The following is a 20,342-nucleotide window of genomic DNA, read 5'->3' as shown; positions in this document are numbered from 1 at the left end:
ACGAGTTTGGCTGAAACGAAAGGGCTAGGATACGAGTTGATATGGAAGTTTGATATGCCAACTACAATCAACCATATCATGATTATGGAAGACATTCAATATGGGGAGCTCATACGTAAATATAAGGTAGAAGGAAAAGTAAACGGAGAATGGAGAATATTGACCGAAGGAGAAAGTGTAGAACATAAACGCATACAGAAATTTGATAAGGTGGAAGTAAGAGGTATTAGATAGCGTATTTCAAAATCATTTGTTACACCAAAAATCAAAAAAAATATAGTTAACAACATATAACCATTAAATAATATATTTAAAAAAAGATTAATTATGCAGAAAAGTTACGTCAAAGGATTTTTTACATTTATACTACTATTGACCTCTCTAGGTGGACATGCGCAGAGAGAAACCATTCCTTTATTAGATGGATGGAAATTTCATTTGGGCCATAGCAATGACATTCAAAAGGATTTTGGATTTGGTACAGGTACGAAATTACAATTTGCAAAGTTGGAACCCTTTGGCCATGGTTCCCATGGCATTCCTTCCACTTCTTTAACTTTTGATGATTCTAAATGGGAAACTGTTGAAGTTCCTCACGACTGGTCCATTGGCTTGCCTTATGATAGTTTGCAAAACCCTGAAATGGGAAACCGATACGGTTACAAACCTGTAGGTAGAGAATATCCGGAAACCTCAATCGGATGGTATCGTAAAAAGTTCAATGTTAGCGAACAGGACAAAAAAAAGATAATAAATCTTAGATTTGATGGTGTTTTTAGAAATAGCATGGTCTGGGTCAATGGTTTTTTCATTGGAAGAAATTGGGGTGGCTATAACGGGTTCGAAATGGATATTTCTGATTATCTGTTGTTTGGTAAGGAAAATATCGTCAGTTTACGTGTAGATGCCACCTTGCATGAAGGTTGGTTTTATGAAGGAGCGGGGATTCAAAAAGAAGTGTACCTTATTAAATCCAATAAGGTACATATAGATAATTATGAACCGTACATCACAACTACAACTTTACCCAACGGAGATGTAAAAGTGGCTATTGAGACCAATGTGATCAATGAAGATTTTGAGGATTGTAAAGTTTCACTTATGATACAGGTGTTAGACCCGTGGGGCAAGGAAGTAGTGTCCGATGTTTCCAAGTTGGTTCAAATACCTTTGAAAGAAACTTTGAAGGTCAATCAAAAAGTAATTGTTCAAAATCCAAAACTGTGGACGCTCTCAGAGACCAATCGCTATACTTTGGTCAGTACACTCAAAAGGGGAGAGTATATAGTTGATCAAATAAGGACTAAGTTCGGAATTCGTTCCATCCACTTTGATGCCGACAAAGGCTTTCATCTCAATGGAAAACGCGTCCAGATAAATGGTGCATGCGTTCACCAAAACTTTGCTGGGGTCGGTTCAGGTATTCCAGAGGCCATGCACTACTATCGATTAAACTTGCTTAAGGAAATGGGAGTCAATGCCGTTCGTTCCCATTATCCATTTTCTCCCAAAATGTTGGAGGCTTGCGATAGCTTGGGCATTTTGGTGATGGATGAAACCAGGGCTACTGGAAGTACCAAAGAAAGTTTAGAACAACTTGAATCTATGATTTTAAGAGACAGAAACCATCCCTCGATATTCATGTGGTCAATGGCCAATGAGGAAGGTGGTACACAACGCAATAGCATAGGAAAACGGTACATGCGTACAATGGTTGCCCATACCCATAAACTTGATCCATCGAGGCGAGTGACAGCTGGAGTGAATGCATGGGGAAGCAAAGCTGATTATGGCTTTGCTGAGGAAATAGATGTGATGGGCTTCAACTATAGTCTTGAGTTTATTGACCAATACCACAAAGACCACCCCAATCAGCCTATTATTGGTACAGAGGTGGGCAACGCTACCGTGACTAGAGGGGTCTATGCCCTAAATAGTGAAGGAATAAAAGTTGAAGACGGTATTGGCGGTTACTACACACCCGAGGGTGATTTCGAGGAAAACAAAAAGTTTGACCAACATATTGCTGCCAATAATGTAAAAACCAATTCCAGTGCTTATAATGCTGTTAAGTTTTATGCGTCCAGGGAGTATTTGGCGGGCAGTTTTTTGTGGACAGGTTTTGATTACCATGGTGAAACGTGGCCCAGTAGCTATCCAAACAACAGCTCTCAGTTTGGTGCAATGGATATAGCTGGATTTCCAAAAGATATCTATTACTATTATCAGTCATGGTGGACGGATAAAGAAGTAATGCATATTGCTAATCACTGGAACTGGGAAGGCCGCGAAGGTGTAGAAGTCCCTATACTCATTCACAGCAATGCCGATAAAGTCACACTTTTTTTGAATGGCAAAAAATTGGAAACGAAAGAAATGAAGCCCTACGACTACCTATTGTTCAAAGTAAAATTCAAGAAAGGTACCCTTAAAGCGGTAGGTTATAAAAACGGAAAAAAAGTATCTGAAGATAAAATAAGAACTTCCTCTGCCCCACATGCTATCCGCCTTATGCCAAATAAGACAACTCTCAAGGCTAATGGCAAAGATATGGTATTCGTCCGTGCTGAAATAGTTGACAAGAAAGGGATCCCGGTGTCTTTGGCGGATAATGAGATCAGTTTTGAAGTGGAGGGAGATGCCAAAATATTAGGGGCTCATAATGGCAACCCGTCTTCTTATGAACTAGGTAATAGCTCCAGTCGAAAAGCGTTCAATGGCAAATGTTTGGTAGTACTAAAGGCCGGAAACAGTAAAGGAAATATTAAAATAAAAGCTATTGCCACCAACATGCAGAGAGAAACTCTGGTTCTTAGTTTAGAATAGCGTTAGAATGAATTTATTTTAGAAGAAAAAATGCATATTTAACTTTGTTAATGATTTCGTGTGCTAAACAAGAAGAAAACAAAAGTTACAATCTTAACAATATAAGTGAACTGTACAAAAAAGCTTCTAAAGGCGTTGAAACGCGATGGGTAAGTGCCAAAACCTTAATGCGGAGAAAGGCAAAGGAGGTATAAGCAACAAGGCAGGTAAAGATGCTTACATTCTTATCCCTCCTTACTCTCGCCAAATAATATTTGATCTAAAGGGTTCTGGAATTATTACTAAAATATGAGGGGCCAACAATATAATGTGAAGTAATGATATGAAAAAAGATGTACTGGGATAATGCCAAAAAGCTAGCAGTGTCAGGACCATTTGCAGAATTTTTCGGGAATTCTTTAGGGATTTTTAAGCTTTTCGAAACCCAATTGTTTGCTAAAGCTCGCTCTTATAATAGATTTATTCCCATGCCATATAAATCGTCTGGGCGTATTGAGATTGTAAACCAATCAAGTGAAATATTGATGTTCCACTATAAAGTTAACTTTCTGAAAGTGCCAAAACAAGATGACGATATGCTTTATTTTCATAGTCACTGGCGTAGGGAATTGAATACCGAGCTGGAAAAAGATTTTGAAATATTACCTTATGTGGAAGGAAGTAGTCGTTATATAGGAACACATATTGGTGTTATAGGTAATAAGTTGTATGAAAAAATTTGGTTTGGAGAAGGTGAAATTAAAGTGAATATTAATGGAGATGATGAATTCCCAACCTTGGTTAGTACCGGAACAGAAGACTACATTGGTTCAGGATGGGAGTAAGAAGAATTCACAAACCAAATACAAGACTCTCTCGTTTCAGATAGAGAAAAGGATATTTATTCCTTTTATCGTTATCATGCTTTGAATCCTGTTTACTTCAATGAGAATTGTAAGGTAATCTTGCAACAAATAGGCAATGCACCAAAACAAAAGTTATTAGAAATAAAAGAAAAAGCTCTTCTCCTTCTATTCCTAGAGAAAATGATCTCAAATGTAAAAGAATACTATGGTTGTTAATTTGAAATTCTTATTGGATTATGTATATGTTTCAAATAACGAAAAGGTAAAAGAGCACATTAAAAACACATAAAATATAATTACAAACACAAGTTTACGTGACCATGTATGGGGAGTTTTTTAAATAGAGAGATGTATAATGGGGAAGACGGATATTAGACTGTTATGGATGCGGATAGTGAAGGAGAAGAGGAAGGATTTATGTTTGGACGAAAAATGAGTTAACCTCCTTCATAAATGAAGATTTCCATATATTTTCACAGTGTTATAATGTAAACCTCCTATCGGTACGGGAAATTAGAAACTATATTATATAATGTTAATAGTGATGATTTATTCATAGAAGAGAGTCATATGAAAATACCCGATTTCAAAGAGAAAAAATAGCATTGGAATGGAATATTGTTGAACAAACGAAAAAAAAGAATCAAATCCAAAATCGACGATAAAATTATTACGTCTTGGAACGCTTTGATAATAATTGGATTTGTAGATGCCTATAAAACTTTCAATCAAAAATAAAATTTAAACAAATCTGAACATATTTTTGAGTTCCTTAAAATGAATAACTTCAAAGGGGAGCAGCTGATTCATTCATATAAAAAAGGCAGAAATCTTGGTATTGGGTTTATTGAGGATTATGCTTTTTTAATTGATGCCTGACTTCAGCGATATGAAGTAACCCCTAAAAGAAGAATATCTCAATTTTGCCGTTCGAACAAATGCGAGTGCTGAATCTAAATATAGAGAAAAGGATGCTATTCCATATTAGTATAGCAATAGTGAGGAGCTAATTTCTCAAATCATCAATATTGATGACGGAGTGTTAACTTCCCTGAATGCTAAAATAGCCCATAACTTATTTCGGTTAGGACATCTTTTCTATCATACAGAATCTATAGAATAATCAAAGGCAATGTTATCTTCTTTATTTCTAAAAAGGAAATAAATATGGCAAGTTATTCAAAGTGGTACGCTTTGCTATTGAACTACGTGTTTCCTTATTTTAAAATTTCGGTTGAGGGAGAGAACTCGCAAGATTCTGTAAAGCATCTTTTTTCTCAAAACATACTCAATGCCTTAGTATCAGGTAGAATTAATGACTGTGATCTTCCATTATTCAAAAACCGATACGTTGAAGCCAATACATTTATCAAGATAGTTCATGCAAACTTCTGATAAAGACAATAGAGGAGGTCAAAAACTAATTTTACAACTAACAACTTTTATCTTCACGACAAATTAAATATAGTAAGTTCAGTAAGATATTAATAATCTGAAAATGCTTTTGGAATACGAGTTTATTTTCTGTTTTTTAAAAATTCTATTACTAAATAAGAATAGGGATAATTCTTATTTTTACTCATTTTAACCAATTCTCCTTTAATTTTTTTATACAAATGATTTGGTACACTTTCTAAATATTTTAAATAAAGCTCCATTTGATTTTTTGTCAGGTAGTCTAAATATCTCGACAATATATTAACCGAAATAGGGTTGGCAAACTTTATTTTTTTTAATAGCAATGTTCTGGAGTTAATATCAATATCAGGAAATGTACTATAATATTCAACTGTTATTTTTTCTTCAGATAAAACATTACTAGGTATCTTTTTCAAAATATAAGACTTGGTTAAAGCATCTGTTGTTTTAAATATCTTTATAATTTGTTCTGAATGAGTTTTAAACTTTGTTTTGTCTAATTGTTTTAAGGCATATAACTGGTAATCTTTGTAAGGTGTATATAAAAAATACCGATTTAGTTCACTTGTATTTAGCGATAACATGTAGTCCTTCATTTTATCTTTAACAGGACCATGTACAATATGCCAAAGGGTATAGCATGAGTATAAACCACCTTTTACTACAGATTCTTTTACTTCTCTCTTAGTTGCTCCAGAAACTCCATCCATATCTTTAGAGAGATTAGTGTTAGAAGGAGCGACCGGAACTTTATCAATTAGGTCGCTCATTTTGCGTCTCTTGAGGATAGAATTGTCATCTGAGAGTAATTTGTGCAGCTTTGCATAGTCTTCTTTTTCAAACTCGTCATGTTCAAATTTAGTCAGGGGATATTCTGGATATATACCATAACCTACATAGTTGCCAAGTAAATTCCAATACACTTTAATGTTGGCAATTTTACATTCGCCATCTGCACATACGGTAGTTTCTATGTCTGAAAAAAACAATTTAGGTTCGCCGGCATTGTTAGATAACAATTTAACCGTATGTGCTATTTCAGTATTATAAATTGTGTCTAGCGACTTTACTGTAAACTCAAAAATAGATTCATCTTTGGTAATTTCTTTCCATTCATTGTTCATGCTAAAAAACATAGGATTATAGTCAGATTTCATTTGACCGTTTAATTCCATGATACTCAATATGACGCTTATAAATGTTAAGAATTTAAGCATTACCGTTGCTTTTCTATTAAATCTAAATATTCTTGAAGATGATGTGTATAAACCTCTCTTGGATTTACATTATACTTTTTGCATATGGCAGATGCAATACCTACAGCTGCACCCATTTGACCGGTGGTAAGCATTACTCTTGGTCCTCCTAAACCAATATGAGAACAGCTAAAGTTTCGTCCGGCCATAAATAAGTTCTCTATATTTTTTGAATACAAACTCCTATAGGGGATATAGTATTTTTCGGTTTCATAAAAAATAGCTGTAGAAAGAAAGTCAGGAACGCTACTATCTTTTAAATTGCTTTGAAAATGAACATCTACTTCTCTAGATTCTTCAACGACGGCATCTTTAAATTTCGTCAAATTTTTTACATCATTGAAAGTAAATATATGATCTCCTATTAACCTTCTAGACTCTCTTTTCCCTACCAGATAGGATACCCACTCTAATTTGTAATTCTTATTCTTATCTAATTTTTTAGCATTGGAAAACGACCCATAAATGGCTCTTAACATATGATCTCGTATTTCTTCCGCATCATGAATTTGGTGGAGGTCGTTTCTTGAAAACTCCCAATACCACTCTCCATTAACCGATTGGTGATCTTCAGCTATATCTGCAGCCCAAAGTAAATGAGGAAATGTTTGTGTTTCATTCGTTTCTGTGCTTTGAAAAATTAATGAGGATCCCATTACAAAGTTATCGGCTTCTTCTGGACTCCATAGTTCTCCCCATTCATCCCATTCTTCGCCATAAGTTGTGGCACTTTCTCTGCCATAAGAGAAATCGGCCCCGGCCCAAAATCCAATCCAACCATCACCTGTAGAATCTACAAAGCGCGGTGCGGTAAAACGAATTCGTTCTCCGCTGGCCGTATGTTTGGCATCTACATGGGTAATTACATTATTTTTAGCGGTTGCATCATATGCTCTCCAATTTAGAAATAGATCAATATTCTTGAATTTTTTAACATTCTTATCTCGTTTTTTCTGGTCATATTTTGCTTCAAACGAACCATTGGGATAATGCTTGGTATCGATCATTTTTAATATACGTTCAAATTTACCGTAGATACCTAAGGTATGCACTCGTATTTCTTCACTAGCATTACCACCAAGTACCGGCCTATCATGTATTAAAGCTACACGTAGCCCTTGTTCTGCCGCAGCGATTGCAGCGGCACATCCGGCAATGCCGCCGCCCGTTACTACTAGATCATAGGCTTGTTCTTTTTCAGGTATGGACGTTTCACTAAGCAGTGATTTTCTCCAAGTATCCAATTTTGAATCTGAATCTTGGGGCATCTTTTTTGACTGGCTAAAATAAATGGCGTCACACCTGCCGTTGAAACCAGTGAGATCTGATAATTGAATTTCAACATCCGTAGATGTTACCCTAGTTTTACCTGCATACTCCCAGGACCAGCCCGGGGTAGATCCTAAGGTGTTCTTTAGTGCTTTACCATTTACAATTATTTTAAATTGCCCGGGAGCATCCCAATTTCCAGGAGCCCAATTTTTAGTTCTTGCCCAAACATGGTAAGTGCCTTCTTCATTAAATTGTATGGAAGTTGAAGCATTGGCAACAGGAACACCCATACCATGGGCCATTAGGTATGGTGAACCCATTTGTTCTACAAATTGAGGATCTATAACCCAGCCTCCTTTATCTATAAAACGTTCTGCTTCTATTAAAACTTCTTTTTGAGCTATACTTTTGTTAAAAAGCATTAATGTACAAACCGTTAACAAAAGGTTACTTAATGTCATTTTCATGATACTTTTATTTTTACATTTATTATATACAACTACCATTTTGATTTTTTCAATTTTAAAAGGTCTTCATAAACTTTCAACTTACCGTCTTATTATAAATTTAGGGTTTGCCTTTGGCTAGTTTTGTGTTACATCCTCTAACTTATCCATTTTTGAAATTTGATACTTTAGTAATTACTTTAAAAATATAACCCAGGCTGGAAATCAAAAATTTCACCATCATCATACAAGATAAAACCACCTACCTTAATAAGGTAAATGCTATTTCTGTTGTTTAGCCAAGCTAAACTTCCATAATCTTTTCATTTGATCTTGTCTTATTTTCAGTAACTGTATAATGGAAACATTACTGTTATTGACAGTAACGATAGCCGGATTTTTTGTTGGAATAGTTAATTGCATATAATTTTTGGTTGTAGTCTATTTTATACCTTGTAATTCACCAAACGCTTACTACGGTTTAGTGGTGACATTTATCAATATGTTGGTAACATAATAATTAATAGTTTTTTAGCTTTACTTGATAATTGAGATTTATATAATACTACGCTAGCGCAGAAATATTAATTTTGTTGTCTCATAGACTCGCTAGTTTATCCCAGGGCTATGGATATGTATCAACAGATGAAACAAAAGCTATTTAAACTATTTGATCATTGTATTGGGTTTTTAAATGGGTGTTCATCACATACTTGTACACACATAAAAGATATGAAGAAACAGTACACTACTGGTGCACTATTGCTTTATGCTGAGTTCTAATCCATAACTAATTCGTTAACTATTTAATGAATTAACAATGTTCTGGTATCATTTACAATCAATTAAGGATATTATTTTACGGAATCGATACCGGAATCGATTTTTTTTACTGAAATCGATTCCGAAAGGCATAGTACTTTTACTAATCTGCTTAGTACCATTTATAAGGTATAAGTTATAAATAAGTATAAAGTGATGATCTTGTAGTAGTACCTTATACTTAAATGAATTTGGTACGTTAATTGGTTTTGGCCAATTAGAATAAGAGTTTAATATGATCGTAAAAAAGGGTTATGGAAATAGTCTCGTTATTTTACATTGCATATACATTTACTATATTCAATACATTATTATTTTAAATTCTAATAAAATACAAGGCTAAAGTTAAGTGGTGTCACCTCCTTTAGAAGATTACTAGATTTCCAAGAATACCTGATAGATTAGCATATTCTTTATCAATATCTAGAGGATGTCTAGCTCCTAATAACAAAGAATTGATATAGTTTATATTTATTTGCGTAGAATAGGATGGTAAGAGATCAAAACGAATTTTATTTATTCTTTAGTAGGTTCTATTGCTATTTGGTGCTACCAATTACCATATAATCTTAGGGGTAACGGGTTTATTATTTTTTTATAAGACCAATCTAGGACCTTATTTTACAAAGATAGCTGCCGAGAAGAAACTCAAAAATAGTGATCACCTACTCAAAGATCTGAGAAGAGTACCCCATGATGAAAACGTGACTTAAAATTGTTCTCATTTTTTGAATCCTAACCCGGCAGTAACTATTAATAAAGAAAACTATTACTAATTTTTAGTCTAAATAGGTCAGAAATTTAATGTTTTAACCTGATTTAATTTTGCCAATAGTACAGAAGAGAAAAGCATACTAATCTAACGTTAAATGAGATTGTTTTTCAAAATATCCAAGACCATAACCGACACTGATGGTATCTTTACTTTTGATTTGTAACGTTGTATCTGTAGCATCTATCTTTTCTTTATTGTATTTAACGCTTCCCACCAAGTATTTTGAATAAGGATTTTCTTCCTTTAGGGAAACTATCACAGAATCTCCACTAGAAGATTTAACAATTACATCTACCTTATCAATAATATGCTCATTAAAGTTAAGTGGAGCCTTAAGGCGTATAGAAATTGTCTTTTTCTTTGATTTTATAAGTTGTATATCCGTATCATCATATGCTAAATAAGCCATACTTAGATTAAAGGCGGTATTGTGCTGTACCCAACCTTCTGTCCACCCGTAATTACCTATTTCTGGATGGTTAGGGTAGTGGTTTGTTTTAGGAGATCCATCAAAAACAAAACGTACAGGTTCTAATAGACCAACGCCACCATGGTGGGCATTGTACCATCCTAAATCAACTCCTTCAATTTCCGTAGGCGCATCATATGAAAAATGCCTGCCAGTTGGGTTTCTACCAAAAGCATTATCAAAATGTGACCACACCAATCGATCTAATTCATTTTGAAGTGAAACATTTTTGACAATACTTTTTGCAGCTAAAGCACACGCTGGAAACCCTAGGATATTACCGGTTTCATTCCACCCTACAGGTACCCAATCCCCAGTATCGGTATAGGTTCTAAAATCCCACATATTGTTAGATCGGTTTATCATAAGTTTTGCCCAATCTTCCACTTTTTGTACCAGTCCTTTTGGAGCTCTATTAGGATATTGATTATAGAAATACGCAAATGCTCTCATGGTCATATGTTCAGACATACGTTGCCCTTTTGTACTCATTGGATCTTTCCAGTCTATATGTTGTATGAGCCATTCTATTTGGTTATAAGCTGCTTTGAAATACTTTTCGGCTTCAACTTCTCCTTGTTTTTTTGTTACCTCATACATCATTAAATTTGGAATTATAGAATGCCCAGGAGGCAACTCCCCTTTGGTGGTACCTAACTTGGTTTTTAAAGCCAATAAATTATGTTCAGGGCTGTTATCGTATGGGGTCGTCGAGTTTTCTTTGACAGATGGCTTGGTCCAAACATTTTTAAGATAGGCATAGACAAGATCAAAATTTTGTTTGGGAAGCCATTCTTTTAAATACGGGTAGGCATAAAGAAAGTGAGCCAATTCTGCCTTTTGATGTTCATGATCTAATTGTTGCGATATTTTTACATCGGCATCCCAATGAATTAATTTTACAATATCTGGCGCATCTTTATGATACGGTTCTAACGCCCCCCATTTACCTTCATATGCGTTAGCATACGCAGAGTTGGGTATATAGTTTATTTCTTTTCTTAAGCGCTCATAAGCTTTTGGGTTTGAAAGATATTGGGCAACTAGGCTTTGTAAGGACCAATTAAAGAAATCGCCATCACGCCATGCCCAAGACAAACGTCTAATTTCATGGGTAGTACCTGTATAGTGCCTTGCACCACGCATAAAATCAACCATATTTTGGTAGGTTACACGTTCTAACCAATAGGGACCAAATTTAAAAGGGTATGACGAAAAAGAATCTATAACGATTTTGTAGCTATCAGAGGTTAAGGGGTTAAAATCTGAAAAATCACCGATATGATCATTTACTTTACCTTGAAATTCTTTTTTTAATGTTCTTGTATTTATAATATGGAATACGGTATTGTCCAAAACTTCAGGAGCAGTAAATCTTTTAGGTTTTCCTAAGTTGTAACCACTTTGGTTAATAACAATCTTATTGACAGGCGTGGCATCTTTAGAAACATATTCTATACCGTATATTTCAAACTCGTGAACATTAGCTTTGATCTTTCCAGAAACCGCAAGTCGCAATCTATCTGTAAGTATGGGTTGTTTGAAGTTGATGGTCACTTTGGTCTCTTCGTTATCAGAAAATTTTTCTTTGTTATGCCAATTTCCGTTTAGAAAGGTCTGGATAGCAAATTCCTTTATAGGTTCGTCTAAACTTGTTCCCATTAATAATTTTATTTGGGTAACCTCAGTAGCTCCAGGTAGTATAACAGTCAACCATGCTGCCTCATTTGAAACTGAAGAGGTCCATGAAGTTTCTTGTTTACCATCAATGGCATTTTTTGAAAACTGTTCGTTTTTTCCATTATTAGTTTCAGTGCTAGCCATTAAAGACAAATTGTTCTGTCCTTTGGTTTCGTTACTAAATAAAGTTATTATGACAACCCATATTATAGAAATGAAATGCACTTTTTTATTACAATAATTCATTAATTCCTTTTTATCAGTATTATTTTAATAATCGACCAAGTTCAAAAATTGAACTTGGTCGATTTAGAATGTTACATTGAATGTACCGTTCAAAGATTAATTGTTCTTTAGGCAACTGTATACATTAGGCCTTATAGAGTATAGTACTCTTCCCAACCCTTTCTTGGAGGTGCCCCTACAAGTAATTGATTTGCCAAATCATTGTTGGTAATGCGTTTTGTGGTACGGTCAAATTTTAATTTGGTATTTAGGCGTTGCGCCAAAGTACCTAAAGTAAACACCTGACTTAACGGACCTGCAACATCAAATGACGAGCGACATTGCTCTTCTCCCTTACAAGCTTTTAAAAAGTTTGCAAAATGATTAGATGGACTTTTAGGTACCTCTGGTAAGCTAGATAACATGTCTTTTGCTTTTTGTTCTGGAATAATAGATAATGTACTACCATGAGATCCGCCTTTAAAGGTTAAATCTTTACCATAGATGATTTTACCTGGACTTAATTTGGTCACTAATTTACCACCTGCAACCGGGGGAATGTCTGGGTTTACTTCTAACTTTCCGTATCCCTCAGGTAATTCTGGTTGATTGTATACACCATCATACCAGGTAACTTTAACTTTAGGCATATTCTTACCTCTTTTAGGGAATTTAAATGCAAGCGTAGATGCTTGAGGAAAAAACAAAGGATTATGACCATCAATTTTCACGGGGTCTATTTCATAGGGGAGGCCTAGATGTAGAAATTCATGAAACGTATCCATAGTATGTGCTCCCCAATCACCTAGCGCGCCCATTCCAAAATCATACCAGCATCTCCATTGACCATTTACAAAGTCTTTATGATAATCATGGTGTTGAGCCGTCATTAACCAAGTATCCCAATCCAGCGTTCCCGGTTTGGGTTGCCCTTTGGGAAAGGTTTTCATATTGGTATCCCATCCATGCCAACGTCTTTGACCGTTCATGTGAACGGTTATATTTTTAACATCTTTTATAATCCCTGCATCTACCCAAGTTTTAAATTGAAAATAGTTAGCTTCTGAATGTCCTTGATTACCCATTTGTGTTGCTACGCCATATTTTTTGGCAGCAGCCATCAATAATTCAATTTCGTTGAATGTTCTAGCCAAAGGTTTTTCTACATATACATGTTTTCCTTTAGACATGGCCAACATAGTAATAGGGAAATGGGAAAAATCTGGCGTACCTACACTTACGGCGTCTATTTCCGTATCCATTTTGTCTAACATTTCTCGAAAATCCTGAAATTTACGAGCTTTAGGATTACTATCAATTCTTCTTTGTGTATGGGGAGCCCCCATATCTACATCGCATAAGGCAACAATGTTTGCCAATCCTGTGTTTGCAAACGCACCCATAATATCTCCACCTCTGTTTCCAATACCGCAACAAGCCAAATTAACTCTATCGCTGGCCGCTACAGATGCTTTTCTTATAAGCTGGCCTTCACTATTTCTTATTTCAGGTTTGGCAAAAAGGACATGACTTGGTATAATCATTAATGATCCCGCACTTAGAGCTCCTTTTTTTAAAAATTTACGACGGTTGTTGTTTTGGTTTAATTGATTTTTTTCTTTCATGAATAGTATGTTTAAATTCAAATATACCTATTATTAGATTCTTAGTTCTTATTAGTTTTTACTATTAAATCTGATTGTTTTTTAACTTCTAAATGTAATTTTTCTATACTTTTTTCTTGTTTAGCCATCGTTTTTTTACCGTAAGATTCAAATGCCCGTTTAATGTCTTCTGAGTCTTCATACAGTCCTTTGTCGTCAATTCTCTTTAGCCAATCATCAAGGTTGTTGCTTAAATCTTTTAGCTTATTTTGCCATTCAGGTTTTAAAGCTAAATTATCAAGTTCGTAGGGGTCGTAAATAACATCATATAATTCTTCGTATTCCATTTTATGAACCAACTTGGACTGATGGGCGTCTAATTCTCCTCTATCGTTTAGAATATTTAGTAAATGATAAATAGGATGATTGGCTCTACGATAAGCCGTAGTAGCAGCATTTATGGATAGGTCATTATTATAATTTCTAATATACCTGAATCTTTTACTTCTTACAGTTCTAGATTTTAAAAAAATATTTCCTATTCTATCAACTGCGCCGTAAACGTATTTTTTATCAGCTACGTTTTGATGTCCTAAAAAAGGTTTTCCTTGGGTTTTATAATCCGTTTCTCCTGCTAAATTAAGTGTGGTAGCTGACAGATCTATTAAACTCAACATACTTTCATCTACACTTTGTGAGGGTAGTAGGTCTTCTTTAATCTGCTGATCATAAGAAGCGACTATTAAAGGTATTTTTAAACCAGAATCATAAAGAAAATTCTTAGCTCTAATCATTGGTCGCCCGTGATCCGAGAAAAAAAAGATAAGGGTATTGTCTAACAAATCATTGGTTTTTAATTCGTCTATAATACTACCTACTTGACGATCCAGTAATTGAATGGATTCATAATAACCTGCCCAATCATTTCTAGTTACAGCATGGTCTGGATAGTATGGCGGTATGGTAATCTTATTTGGATCTACAGGATTTTTCTTGTCTCTTGCAAACTTTCTATGGGTAAGTCCAAGGCTAATGCGGGCAAAAAATGGAGCGTCTTTATTAAGTTCTTTCCAGGTAGACTTATCGTATGTTTTTGGGTCATAATCAAACAACCAATCTGTTTTTCCTGTCCCAGCTCCAGAAGTAATATTCGCCACTTGATATCCTTTCTTTTTAAGCAATATATGTATAGGCTCAACTCCTTTTGGAAGATCAGGTCGCAAACTATCTGGATACCTCATATGATGCGCGCCTATACTATTTTGGTAATATCCCGTAATTAAAGATGTTCTACTAGGAGAACAGGCCGGTCCGTTTGCGAATGCATTCTGGTACCGAACACCTCTACTTGCCAATTCATCTAAAATAGGTGTTTTAACAAGATCATTACCATAACAGGCTAGGTCTTGTGACATATCTTCCGCAATAATCCATACTATATTAGGTTGTTTAGGTTCAGGTACAGCATTCTTCACTTCATTACAACCCGATAATATAATTACCAAAGCTAGAAAACATGTAATAAACTTAAAATACATGGAGAATTGACTTGTTGGTTTTTTAAATTTCATATTTTTTTTTGTTGATATGGATCATTAAGCACTGTTTTCATTCTATGTTTTGCATTTTTTATTTAAGATCAGGGACACTAAATTTTCATCATATTATGTGCTGATGAGAAATTTAATGCTCACCCGCTCTTGTATTGAAGTATAGGAACCAAAAAGCATTAGTTTCTTATGACTTTATAATCATGACTTGGTTCAATTGGAAAATTAATACTACCCGTATGTTGATCTAAATGAAAATTAATATTCTTGTTTACGGTCATGTCAACTACTTTTAAGACATCTGTGGTATCCCAGGCCCCATATGTTATTTTACTTTCGTCTTCACTATGTGGATAGTTAAAAGTATAGACCGTCTTGTTTTCAACAACCGGGTAAATAGTAGCGCTCAATGCATCTGTTTCCAAGTCTCTCATAACAATAGCCCCCTTACCACCAATAAAAACGGGCGTTTTTTCAAGAGGAATAGCATAATCTTTTAATAACTGTGGTCCTGAATATTTTTCACCGGTTTCAAAATCGAACCAAATACCTTTTGGCAGATACACATCCATTTTTCCCGAAGTGTGATTTTTTAATAATGGAGTAGCCAATACAGATTCACCTATCATCCATTGAAAATTTTGATGGCTGGTAGCTAAATCGTCATTTGGAAAGGCAATTGAGAGCGGAGTTAAAGTGGTAGGATAACCGGATTGGAATCCTTTAACTGCCTCACTAAACATATACAGTGCTATGGTGTAATGAAAATTAATGGCTTTTTTAAATATAGCTTGCTTATCAATACTCCATTTTTCTGGATAAGCACCAACAGCAAGCCCAGAAGTAAGAGCTAACAACCAAGTATGCCTAATATTTCTATCCATATCTTTTATATTATGCATATTATGCACTCCGGCAACATCAGAATATACGTTAGGGAACCCACTTGCGGCATATTGGAAATAATTGATAGGAATCCTTCTGTCCAGTTCTCTTACTCCGGTGTCATTGATTCTTAAAAGGGTTCCTAGCGATGTAAATTCACCATTTCTGGCCATAACTAGGCCTCCTTTATGAGAAATTTCAGCAACAGGTGTATTATATATACTTGTAAGGGAATCTAATTTCATCATGGTATCTTCTTTAATACCATCTACGTCCCATTTTGCATATTGTTTTTGATACCACTGTGCAGCTCCTGGAATATTACCATCTACTAAGTAACTTGGCACTATAGGAAAAACGCCAGACGTAATAGATAAAACCTCATTATTATTGTCTTTGACTAAATACCCCTTGTTATAAGCTTCAGAAGTTAATTTATTACCATAAAAAGATTTCACTTTAAGATTTTTATCCCTTTTTTTAGTTTTAGGATAATAAGGACCACCTTCAGGAATTAAATTTGTTCGTAAGCCAATCATCCATTTAATATCGTTTCCGTGCATCCAATCTTTCATTGACTTCGCATCTGAAAACTTTTCACCCCATCTTCCAAAACTTGTAGTTGTTCCTCCTTCGTCCCAAAACCCTGATCCAGTAACGGCCCAACGAATTGGATACTTGTTTATATGAAATTTTTCTAGAATATTTTTAACCGTTTCTTGCTTCGTATTCCAACCTAAGGCATCCCACGATTCCCAACCTAGTTCAAACAATCTAAATTTGGGTTTTACATCGGTATAACCTTCTTGGTTTCTAATAGATTTATAGTTTTTATAAATGGTTTTTGGCGAACCTAGAAAACAATAAAAGGTCACATCCCCTTTATTTTTAAAATGCATTACATATTCTTGCTTGTTTACAATGACTTGCTTTTTACCTTTTTTAAAATAAACTGCTCCAAAATTATGTTTTGGGAATATGGTAAAGGTGCTGGCCCAGCGTTGTCCGCCACCATTATTAGATATACTGTATGCGGTATTTTTATTTTCAACCAAATTAAACGATTCTCTATATGCTCCAGAATCACCTAAACCGTGAGCAAGGTCCATACCTCCAAATTGAATGCTGACTTCTGTATTGGTATCATGAGTTGGCATCACTTTAAACGCCACTATATCATTCAAAATAGAAACTTCAACGTTAGCTTTTTGGGCATCACTATTTGTAACTTCATATTGATACGTTTTTCCCTTTTGACTTTCTTTTTTAATTGAAAGCCTTTTTACTGCTACAACGTTTTTTCCAGATAATGTTAACCCAGTATTGGAATGCTCCGGGACTAGGATGTTATTTTTATTATCTATGAATGATACAGTAAAATTATCTCTGCCTATTAAGAGTTTAGTAGATGTATTTACACGAATAGTATAGGATTTATGATCTAATAATTCATTAGTAGTAGAAGTTGATGACTTGCATGCATTTAAAAGAACTAAATGTAGTAGTAGGATCAAGTAAGAAAAGTGTAGTTTCATTGAAATATTTTATTTAAACGATATGTTTCTTACAAAATCATTTATGGTTATATCATTTGTTGATTTTAATTTCACGTCCTTATTATAGCAGTTGGTAAAACTTACATTTTCTATAAGATGTGTTTCATCGTACCCTTCTAAAATAATTTTGCCTCCATTTGCATGAATATTTTCAAAATGTAGGCCATCAAAATGCCCACGTTCATTTTTAAAACCTGTATTGTTACTATATCCTGTTTTTTCAATTCTAATCTCAATAGGACGACTGGGTTTTTCGATATAAAAGTTTTCGAACTTTACATTTTTAAATACAGCCCAATCAGAATGATCACTTCTAATTGCAGCATTAACATGATCTAGAACGGCAATGTTCTTAAAAGTGATATTTTTAAATAGTTTTGTTTCCATAGATGCGCCTAACCTAATTCCATTTCCGGCATAAGCATTATAAATTACACAGTTTTCTGCGATACAGTTCGCTGTATCTGGTTCGCCATTTGCCTCGGCATCTAGTGCATGCCAGCCAAAGCCATCGTCACCACAACCAATGAAACTATTGGTGACCTTAAAGTTGGTAACACCATCAATATCTATCCCATCATTGTTTTCGCCAAAGCTCATAAGGTTCATATGAGAAATATCGACATCGTTACATAACAGGAACAAAGACTGCCACCAAATACCTGTTCGTAACCCTATACCTTCAATTTTTATATGATCGGAATTTTTGAATTCCAATCCGCAGATTTTATCTTTCTTACTTGTAAAACCTCGTGCATCTATAATTCCCCGGCCTTTAATGGTTATATTTTTAACATTCTCGCCATACACCCTTCCTTTAACAATAGCACCTTGCTCTAAATAGATAGTTTGATTGTTCTTTGGTCTAAGAACACCTACGTTATGTACTCCTTTTTTAAAGTATAAAACATCTAAATCATTAGGGTCTGGAATACCCTGTTCTGTTGGTGTACTAAAAAGACACAATGGTTTATAGTCATTAATTTCTATGAATAATTTTTCAGGTTTGTTGAGTGTAAATACCAACTCATTTTCTTTTACAACAGCCTTAATGTTTAAATAGGCTGGTTTAATTTTAAATGAATTGATCGGGTCTTTAGATGTTATCCTGACTACCGTCTCTGTATCTGCAGCGAATTGTGTGGTATGAAAAGTTTTATTGCCATAAAAGGATTCTTTGGCTACAAAAACGGAATCATTATTTACAGTAACTTGATAGGTGTCGCTTTTTGCCTGTCCGTCGTATGTGATATACCTATTTTCTACTTGACTTTTACAAGAATAATTTAAACACGTAGCAATGGAAAATACTAACATTACTACAATACCTTTTAAATAAACATGACTTTTTGTCCTCATTTTACTTTATTTATTATTTGAAAATTTCATTTTATTTGAGTTCATCTAAGAATTATGTGTGTTTAAATAGCAACCATACAGGTGTTTAGCGTTTAATTTTAACCAATTGTTTTATGTTGTTGTTGGGCTTAAATAGAACTTTTTTACACTTGGTTTATGGTTTAATATCTATTTGTTTTAGTAAGATTTCTATTGATTACGGTTATTCATCTGGCTGTTTACATGAAATGATAAGTTTTCATTATTTTAATTTTTGCTTGGATCTAATAATTGTAAACGTACATTGCCTGAAGCTGTTCTAGCCCCATTAATCCCTAAACTTGTAGCTCCAAAAAGAAACTTAGGAATACCATCTTTTATGAATAATTGTGGGCGTTCTAATTTTGCTCCGCTTAATTCACCATTTGCCCATTTAAATTTGCTCCCTAATACTTTAGCATATTTAGAAGGTTTCCAATCTTTACCATCTTTAGATTCCAAAAGTGCCAATGCGCCGGTATCACCGGTAAATTTTCCAACAACATCTCGTACCACTGCATTATATTTTCTATCATGAAACCATATATATGGATCTTCTGCCACCATGTGTAACTCTTTACTATCTGGAGTTTCAAAAATTGGTCTTTCTTCCTTAACAAAAGGCCCTGTAGGGTGCTCTGCGAATGCAACTAAAAAACGGACTCTAGTACCATTAGGTTTTTCCTTGTTTTTATCTACGGCCTTATACGTCATAATAAACTCACCTTCATTGTTATACGTAACCGAAGGGTTTGAAGTCATTAATTCATCATAAGCACCTGGCGTATTACTAACATCAAGCACCGGTTTGTTAAAACGTTCCCATGGCCCTTGAGGATTGTCGGCAACGGCCACGCCTATACGTTGGTTATTTCTATAGGTCCACCAACTTTTATGTTGGGTAGATGTAGGTCGCTTTATATTTTCAGGTCCTGTTGTCCCCATATAGTACAAGTAATACTTTCCGTCCTTTTCAATTACTGTTGGGTTATGGGTTGCCATACCATCCCAAAATAAATGGTTTCTTCTTTTTAACACCGTACCTGAAGTTTCATAAGGTCCTTCTACTTTATCTGCTACTGCATGGGCAATTTCAGAATCGGTGACCCAAGCAGAGAACCCCAGCGTTTTAGGCCATCTCGCATATAACATATGATATTTTCCATCTTTACCCTCAACAACAGACCCTCCCCAAATGAAATACGAAGGGTCTTGAAACACATAAGATTCTGGCACGGGTTGTACCATGGCACCAATATTCAACTCTTTTACTTGTGCATTAATGACCGTGTAAATGGAAATTAATAGAATGAACGTTGTAGGTATTTTCATATT

The 20,342-nt window shown here is 34.8% G+C and carries 12 protein-coding genes; 4 read left to right on the top strand and 8 right to left on the bottom strand.

All coding sequences use genetic code 11. From position 1 onward, the window contains the following. The first annotated feature begins 6 nt into the window (after positions 1-6). From BW936_RS13440 to BW936_RS13425, 4 genes are all read left to right on the top strand, one after another. Positions 7-234: a hypothetical protein gene (locus tag BW936_RS13440; protein WP_076548924.1), complete on the top strand. Its 228-nt coding sequence runs from the start codon at positions 7-9 to the stop codon at positions 232-234. A gap of 93 nt (positions 235-327) precedes the next feature. Further along, entirely contained in the window at positions 328-2,826 is a 2,499-nt protein-coding gene (gene galA / locus BW936_RS13435) for a beta-galactosidase GalA (protein ID WP_076548923.1), read from the top strand. Between the two features lie 332 nt (positions 2,827-3,158). After that, entirely contained in the window at positions 3,159-3,650 is a 492-nt protein-coding gene (locus tag BW936_RS13430) for a DUF2961 domain-containing protein (protein ID WP_076548922.1), read from the top strand. A 1,188-nt stretch (positions 3,651-4,838) separates the two neighbouring features. Further along, positions 4,839-5,066 (top strand): hypothetical protein, encoded by a 228-nt coding sequence (locus tag BW936_RS13425; RefSeq protein WP_076548921.1) that lies wholly within the window; start codon positions 4,839-4,841, stop codon positions 5,064-5,066. 122 nt (positions 5,067-5,188) lie between these two features. Here BW936_RS13425 and BW936_RS13420 read toward each other — a convergent pair whose 3' ends face one another. The 8 genes from BW936_RS13420 to BW936_RS13385 all read right to left on the bottom strand — a co-directional run bounded on the left by BW936_RS13420 (position 5,189) and on the right by BW936_RS13385 (position 20,339). After that, complete coding sequence (locus BW936_RS13420) at positions 5,189-6,307, bottom strand: hypothetical protein (protein WP_143744157.1); 1,119 nt, start codon at positions 6,305-6,307, stop codon at positions 5,189-5,191. Then, positions 6,307-8,085 (bottom strand): FAD-dependent oxidoreductase, encoded by a 1,779-nt coding sequence (locus BW936_RS13415; protein ID WP_084182095.1) that lies wholly within the window; start codon positions 8,083-8,085, stop codon positions 6,307-6,309. Before BW936_RS13415 ends, BW936_RS13420 begins: the two co-directional genes overlap by 1 nt. A gap of 1,655 nt (positions 8,086-9,740) precedes the next feature. Further along, positions 9,741-11,954 carry a discoidin domain-containing protein gene (locus BW936_RS13410; RefSeq protein WP_159439026.1) on the bottom strand — a complete coding sequence of 738 codons (2,214 nt, stop codon included), beginning with the start codon at positions 11,952-11,954 and terminating at the stop codon, positions 9,741-9,743. 233 nt (positions 11,955-12,187) lie between these two features. Beyond that, positions 12,188-13,660, bottom strand: coding sequence for a Gfo/Idh/MocA family oxidoreductase (locus BW936_RS13405; protein WP_076548918.1), 1,473 nt, complete (start codon positions 13,658-13,660; stop codon positions 12,188-12,190). Positions 13,661-13,701: 41 nt separating this feature from the next. Next, on the bottom strand, positions 13,702-15,210 hold the full coding sequence (locus BW936_RS13400) for a sulfatase family protein (protein WP_084182087.1): 1,509 nt from the start codon (positions 15,208-15,210) through the stop codon (positions 13,702-13,704). A 158-nt stretch (positions 15,211-15,368) separates the two neighbouring features. Further along, positions 15,369-17,609 (bottom strand): TIM-barrel domain-containing protein, encoded by a 2,241-nt coding sequence (locus tag BW936_RS13395; RefSeq protein WP_076548916.1) that lies wholly within the window; start codon positions 17,607-17,609, stop codon positions 15,369-15,371. A 9-nt stretch (positions 17,610-17,618) separates the two neighbouring features. Further along, the gene (locus BW936_RS13390; protein WP_076548915.1) at positions 17,619-18,989 is read right to left on the bottom strand and encodes a glycosyl hydrolase family 28 protein; all 1,371 of its coding nucleotides are present in this window, start codon (positions 18,987-18,989) and stop codon (positions 17,619-17,621) included. A gap of 246 nt (positions 18,990-19,235) precedes the next feature. Then, positions 19,236-20,339: a glycoside hydrolase family protein gene (locus BW936_RS13385; protein WP_076548914.1), complete on the bottom strand. Its 1,104-nt coding sequence runs from the start codon at positions 20,337-20,339 to the stop codon at positions 19,236-19,238. Positions 20,340-20,342 lie beyond the last annotated feature (3 nt).

Origin of the sequence: Maribacter ulvicola, from assembly GCF_900155985.1 — a bacterium.
GTDB classification, from domain to species: domain Bacteria; phylum Bacteroidota; class Bacteroidia; order Flavobacteriales; family Flavobacteriaceae; genus Maribacter; species Maribacter ulvicola.
The sequence above is the reverse complement of the archived record's forward strand: the minus strand, read 5'-3'. Positions and strand labels throughout refer to the sequence as shown.

Bases quoted from the DNA above. Each gene is read 5' to 3' on its own strand.
- BW936_RS13430 (WP_076548922.1), top strand. From the start codon at position 3,159: ATGTACTGGGATAATGCCAAAAAGCTAGCAGTGTCAGGACCATTTGCA.
- BW936_RS13425 (WP_076548921.1), top strand. From the start codon at position 4,839: ATGGCAAGTTATTCAAAGTGGTACGCTTTGCTATTGAACTACGTGTTT.
- BW936_RS13415 (WP_084182095.1), bottom strand. From the start codon at position 8,085: ATGAAAATGACATTAAGTAACCTTTTGTTAACGGTTTGTACATTAATG.
- BW936_RS13405 (WP_076548918.1), bottom strand. From the start codon at position 13,660: ATGAAAGAAAAAAATCAATTAAACCAAAACAACAACCGTCGTAAATTT.
- galA (WP_076548923.1), top strand. From the start codon at position 328: ATGCAGAAAAGTTACGTCAAAGGATTTTTTACATTTATACTACTATTG.
- BW936_RS13410 (WP_159439026.1), bottom strand. From the start codon at position 11,954: ATGGCTAGCACTGAAACTAATAATGGAAAAAACGAACAGTTTTCAAAA.
- BW936_RS13395 (WP_076548916.1), bottom strand. From the start codon at position 17,609: ATGAAACTACACTTTTCTTACTTGATCCTACTACTACATTTAGTTCTT.
- BW936_RS13385 (WP_076548914.1), bottom strand. From the start codon at position 20,339: ATGAAAATACCTACAACGTTCATTCTATTAATTTCCATTTACACGGTC.
- BW936_RS13420 (WP_143744157.1), bottom strand. From the start codon at position 6,307: ATGCTTAAATTCTTAACATTTATAAGCGTCATATTGAGTATCATGGAA.
- BW936_RS13390 (WP_076548915.1), bottom strand. From the start codon at position 18,989: ATGAGGACAAAAAGTCATGTTTATTTAAAAGGTATTGTAGTAATGTTA.
- BW936_RS13400 (WP_084182087.1), bottom strand. From the start codon at position 15,210: ATGAAATTTAAAAAACCAACAAGTCAATTCTCCATGTATTTTAAGTTT.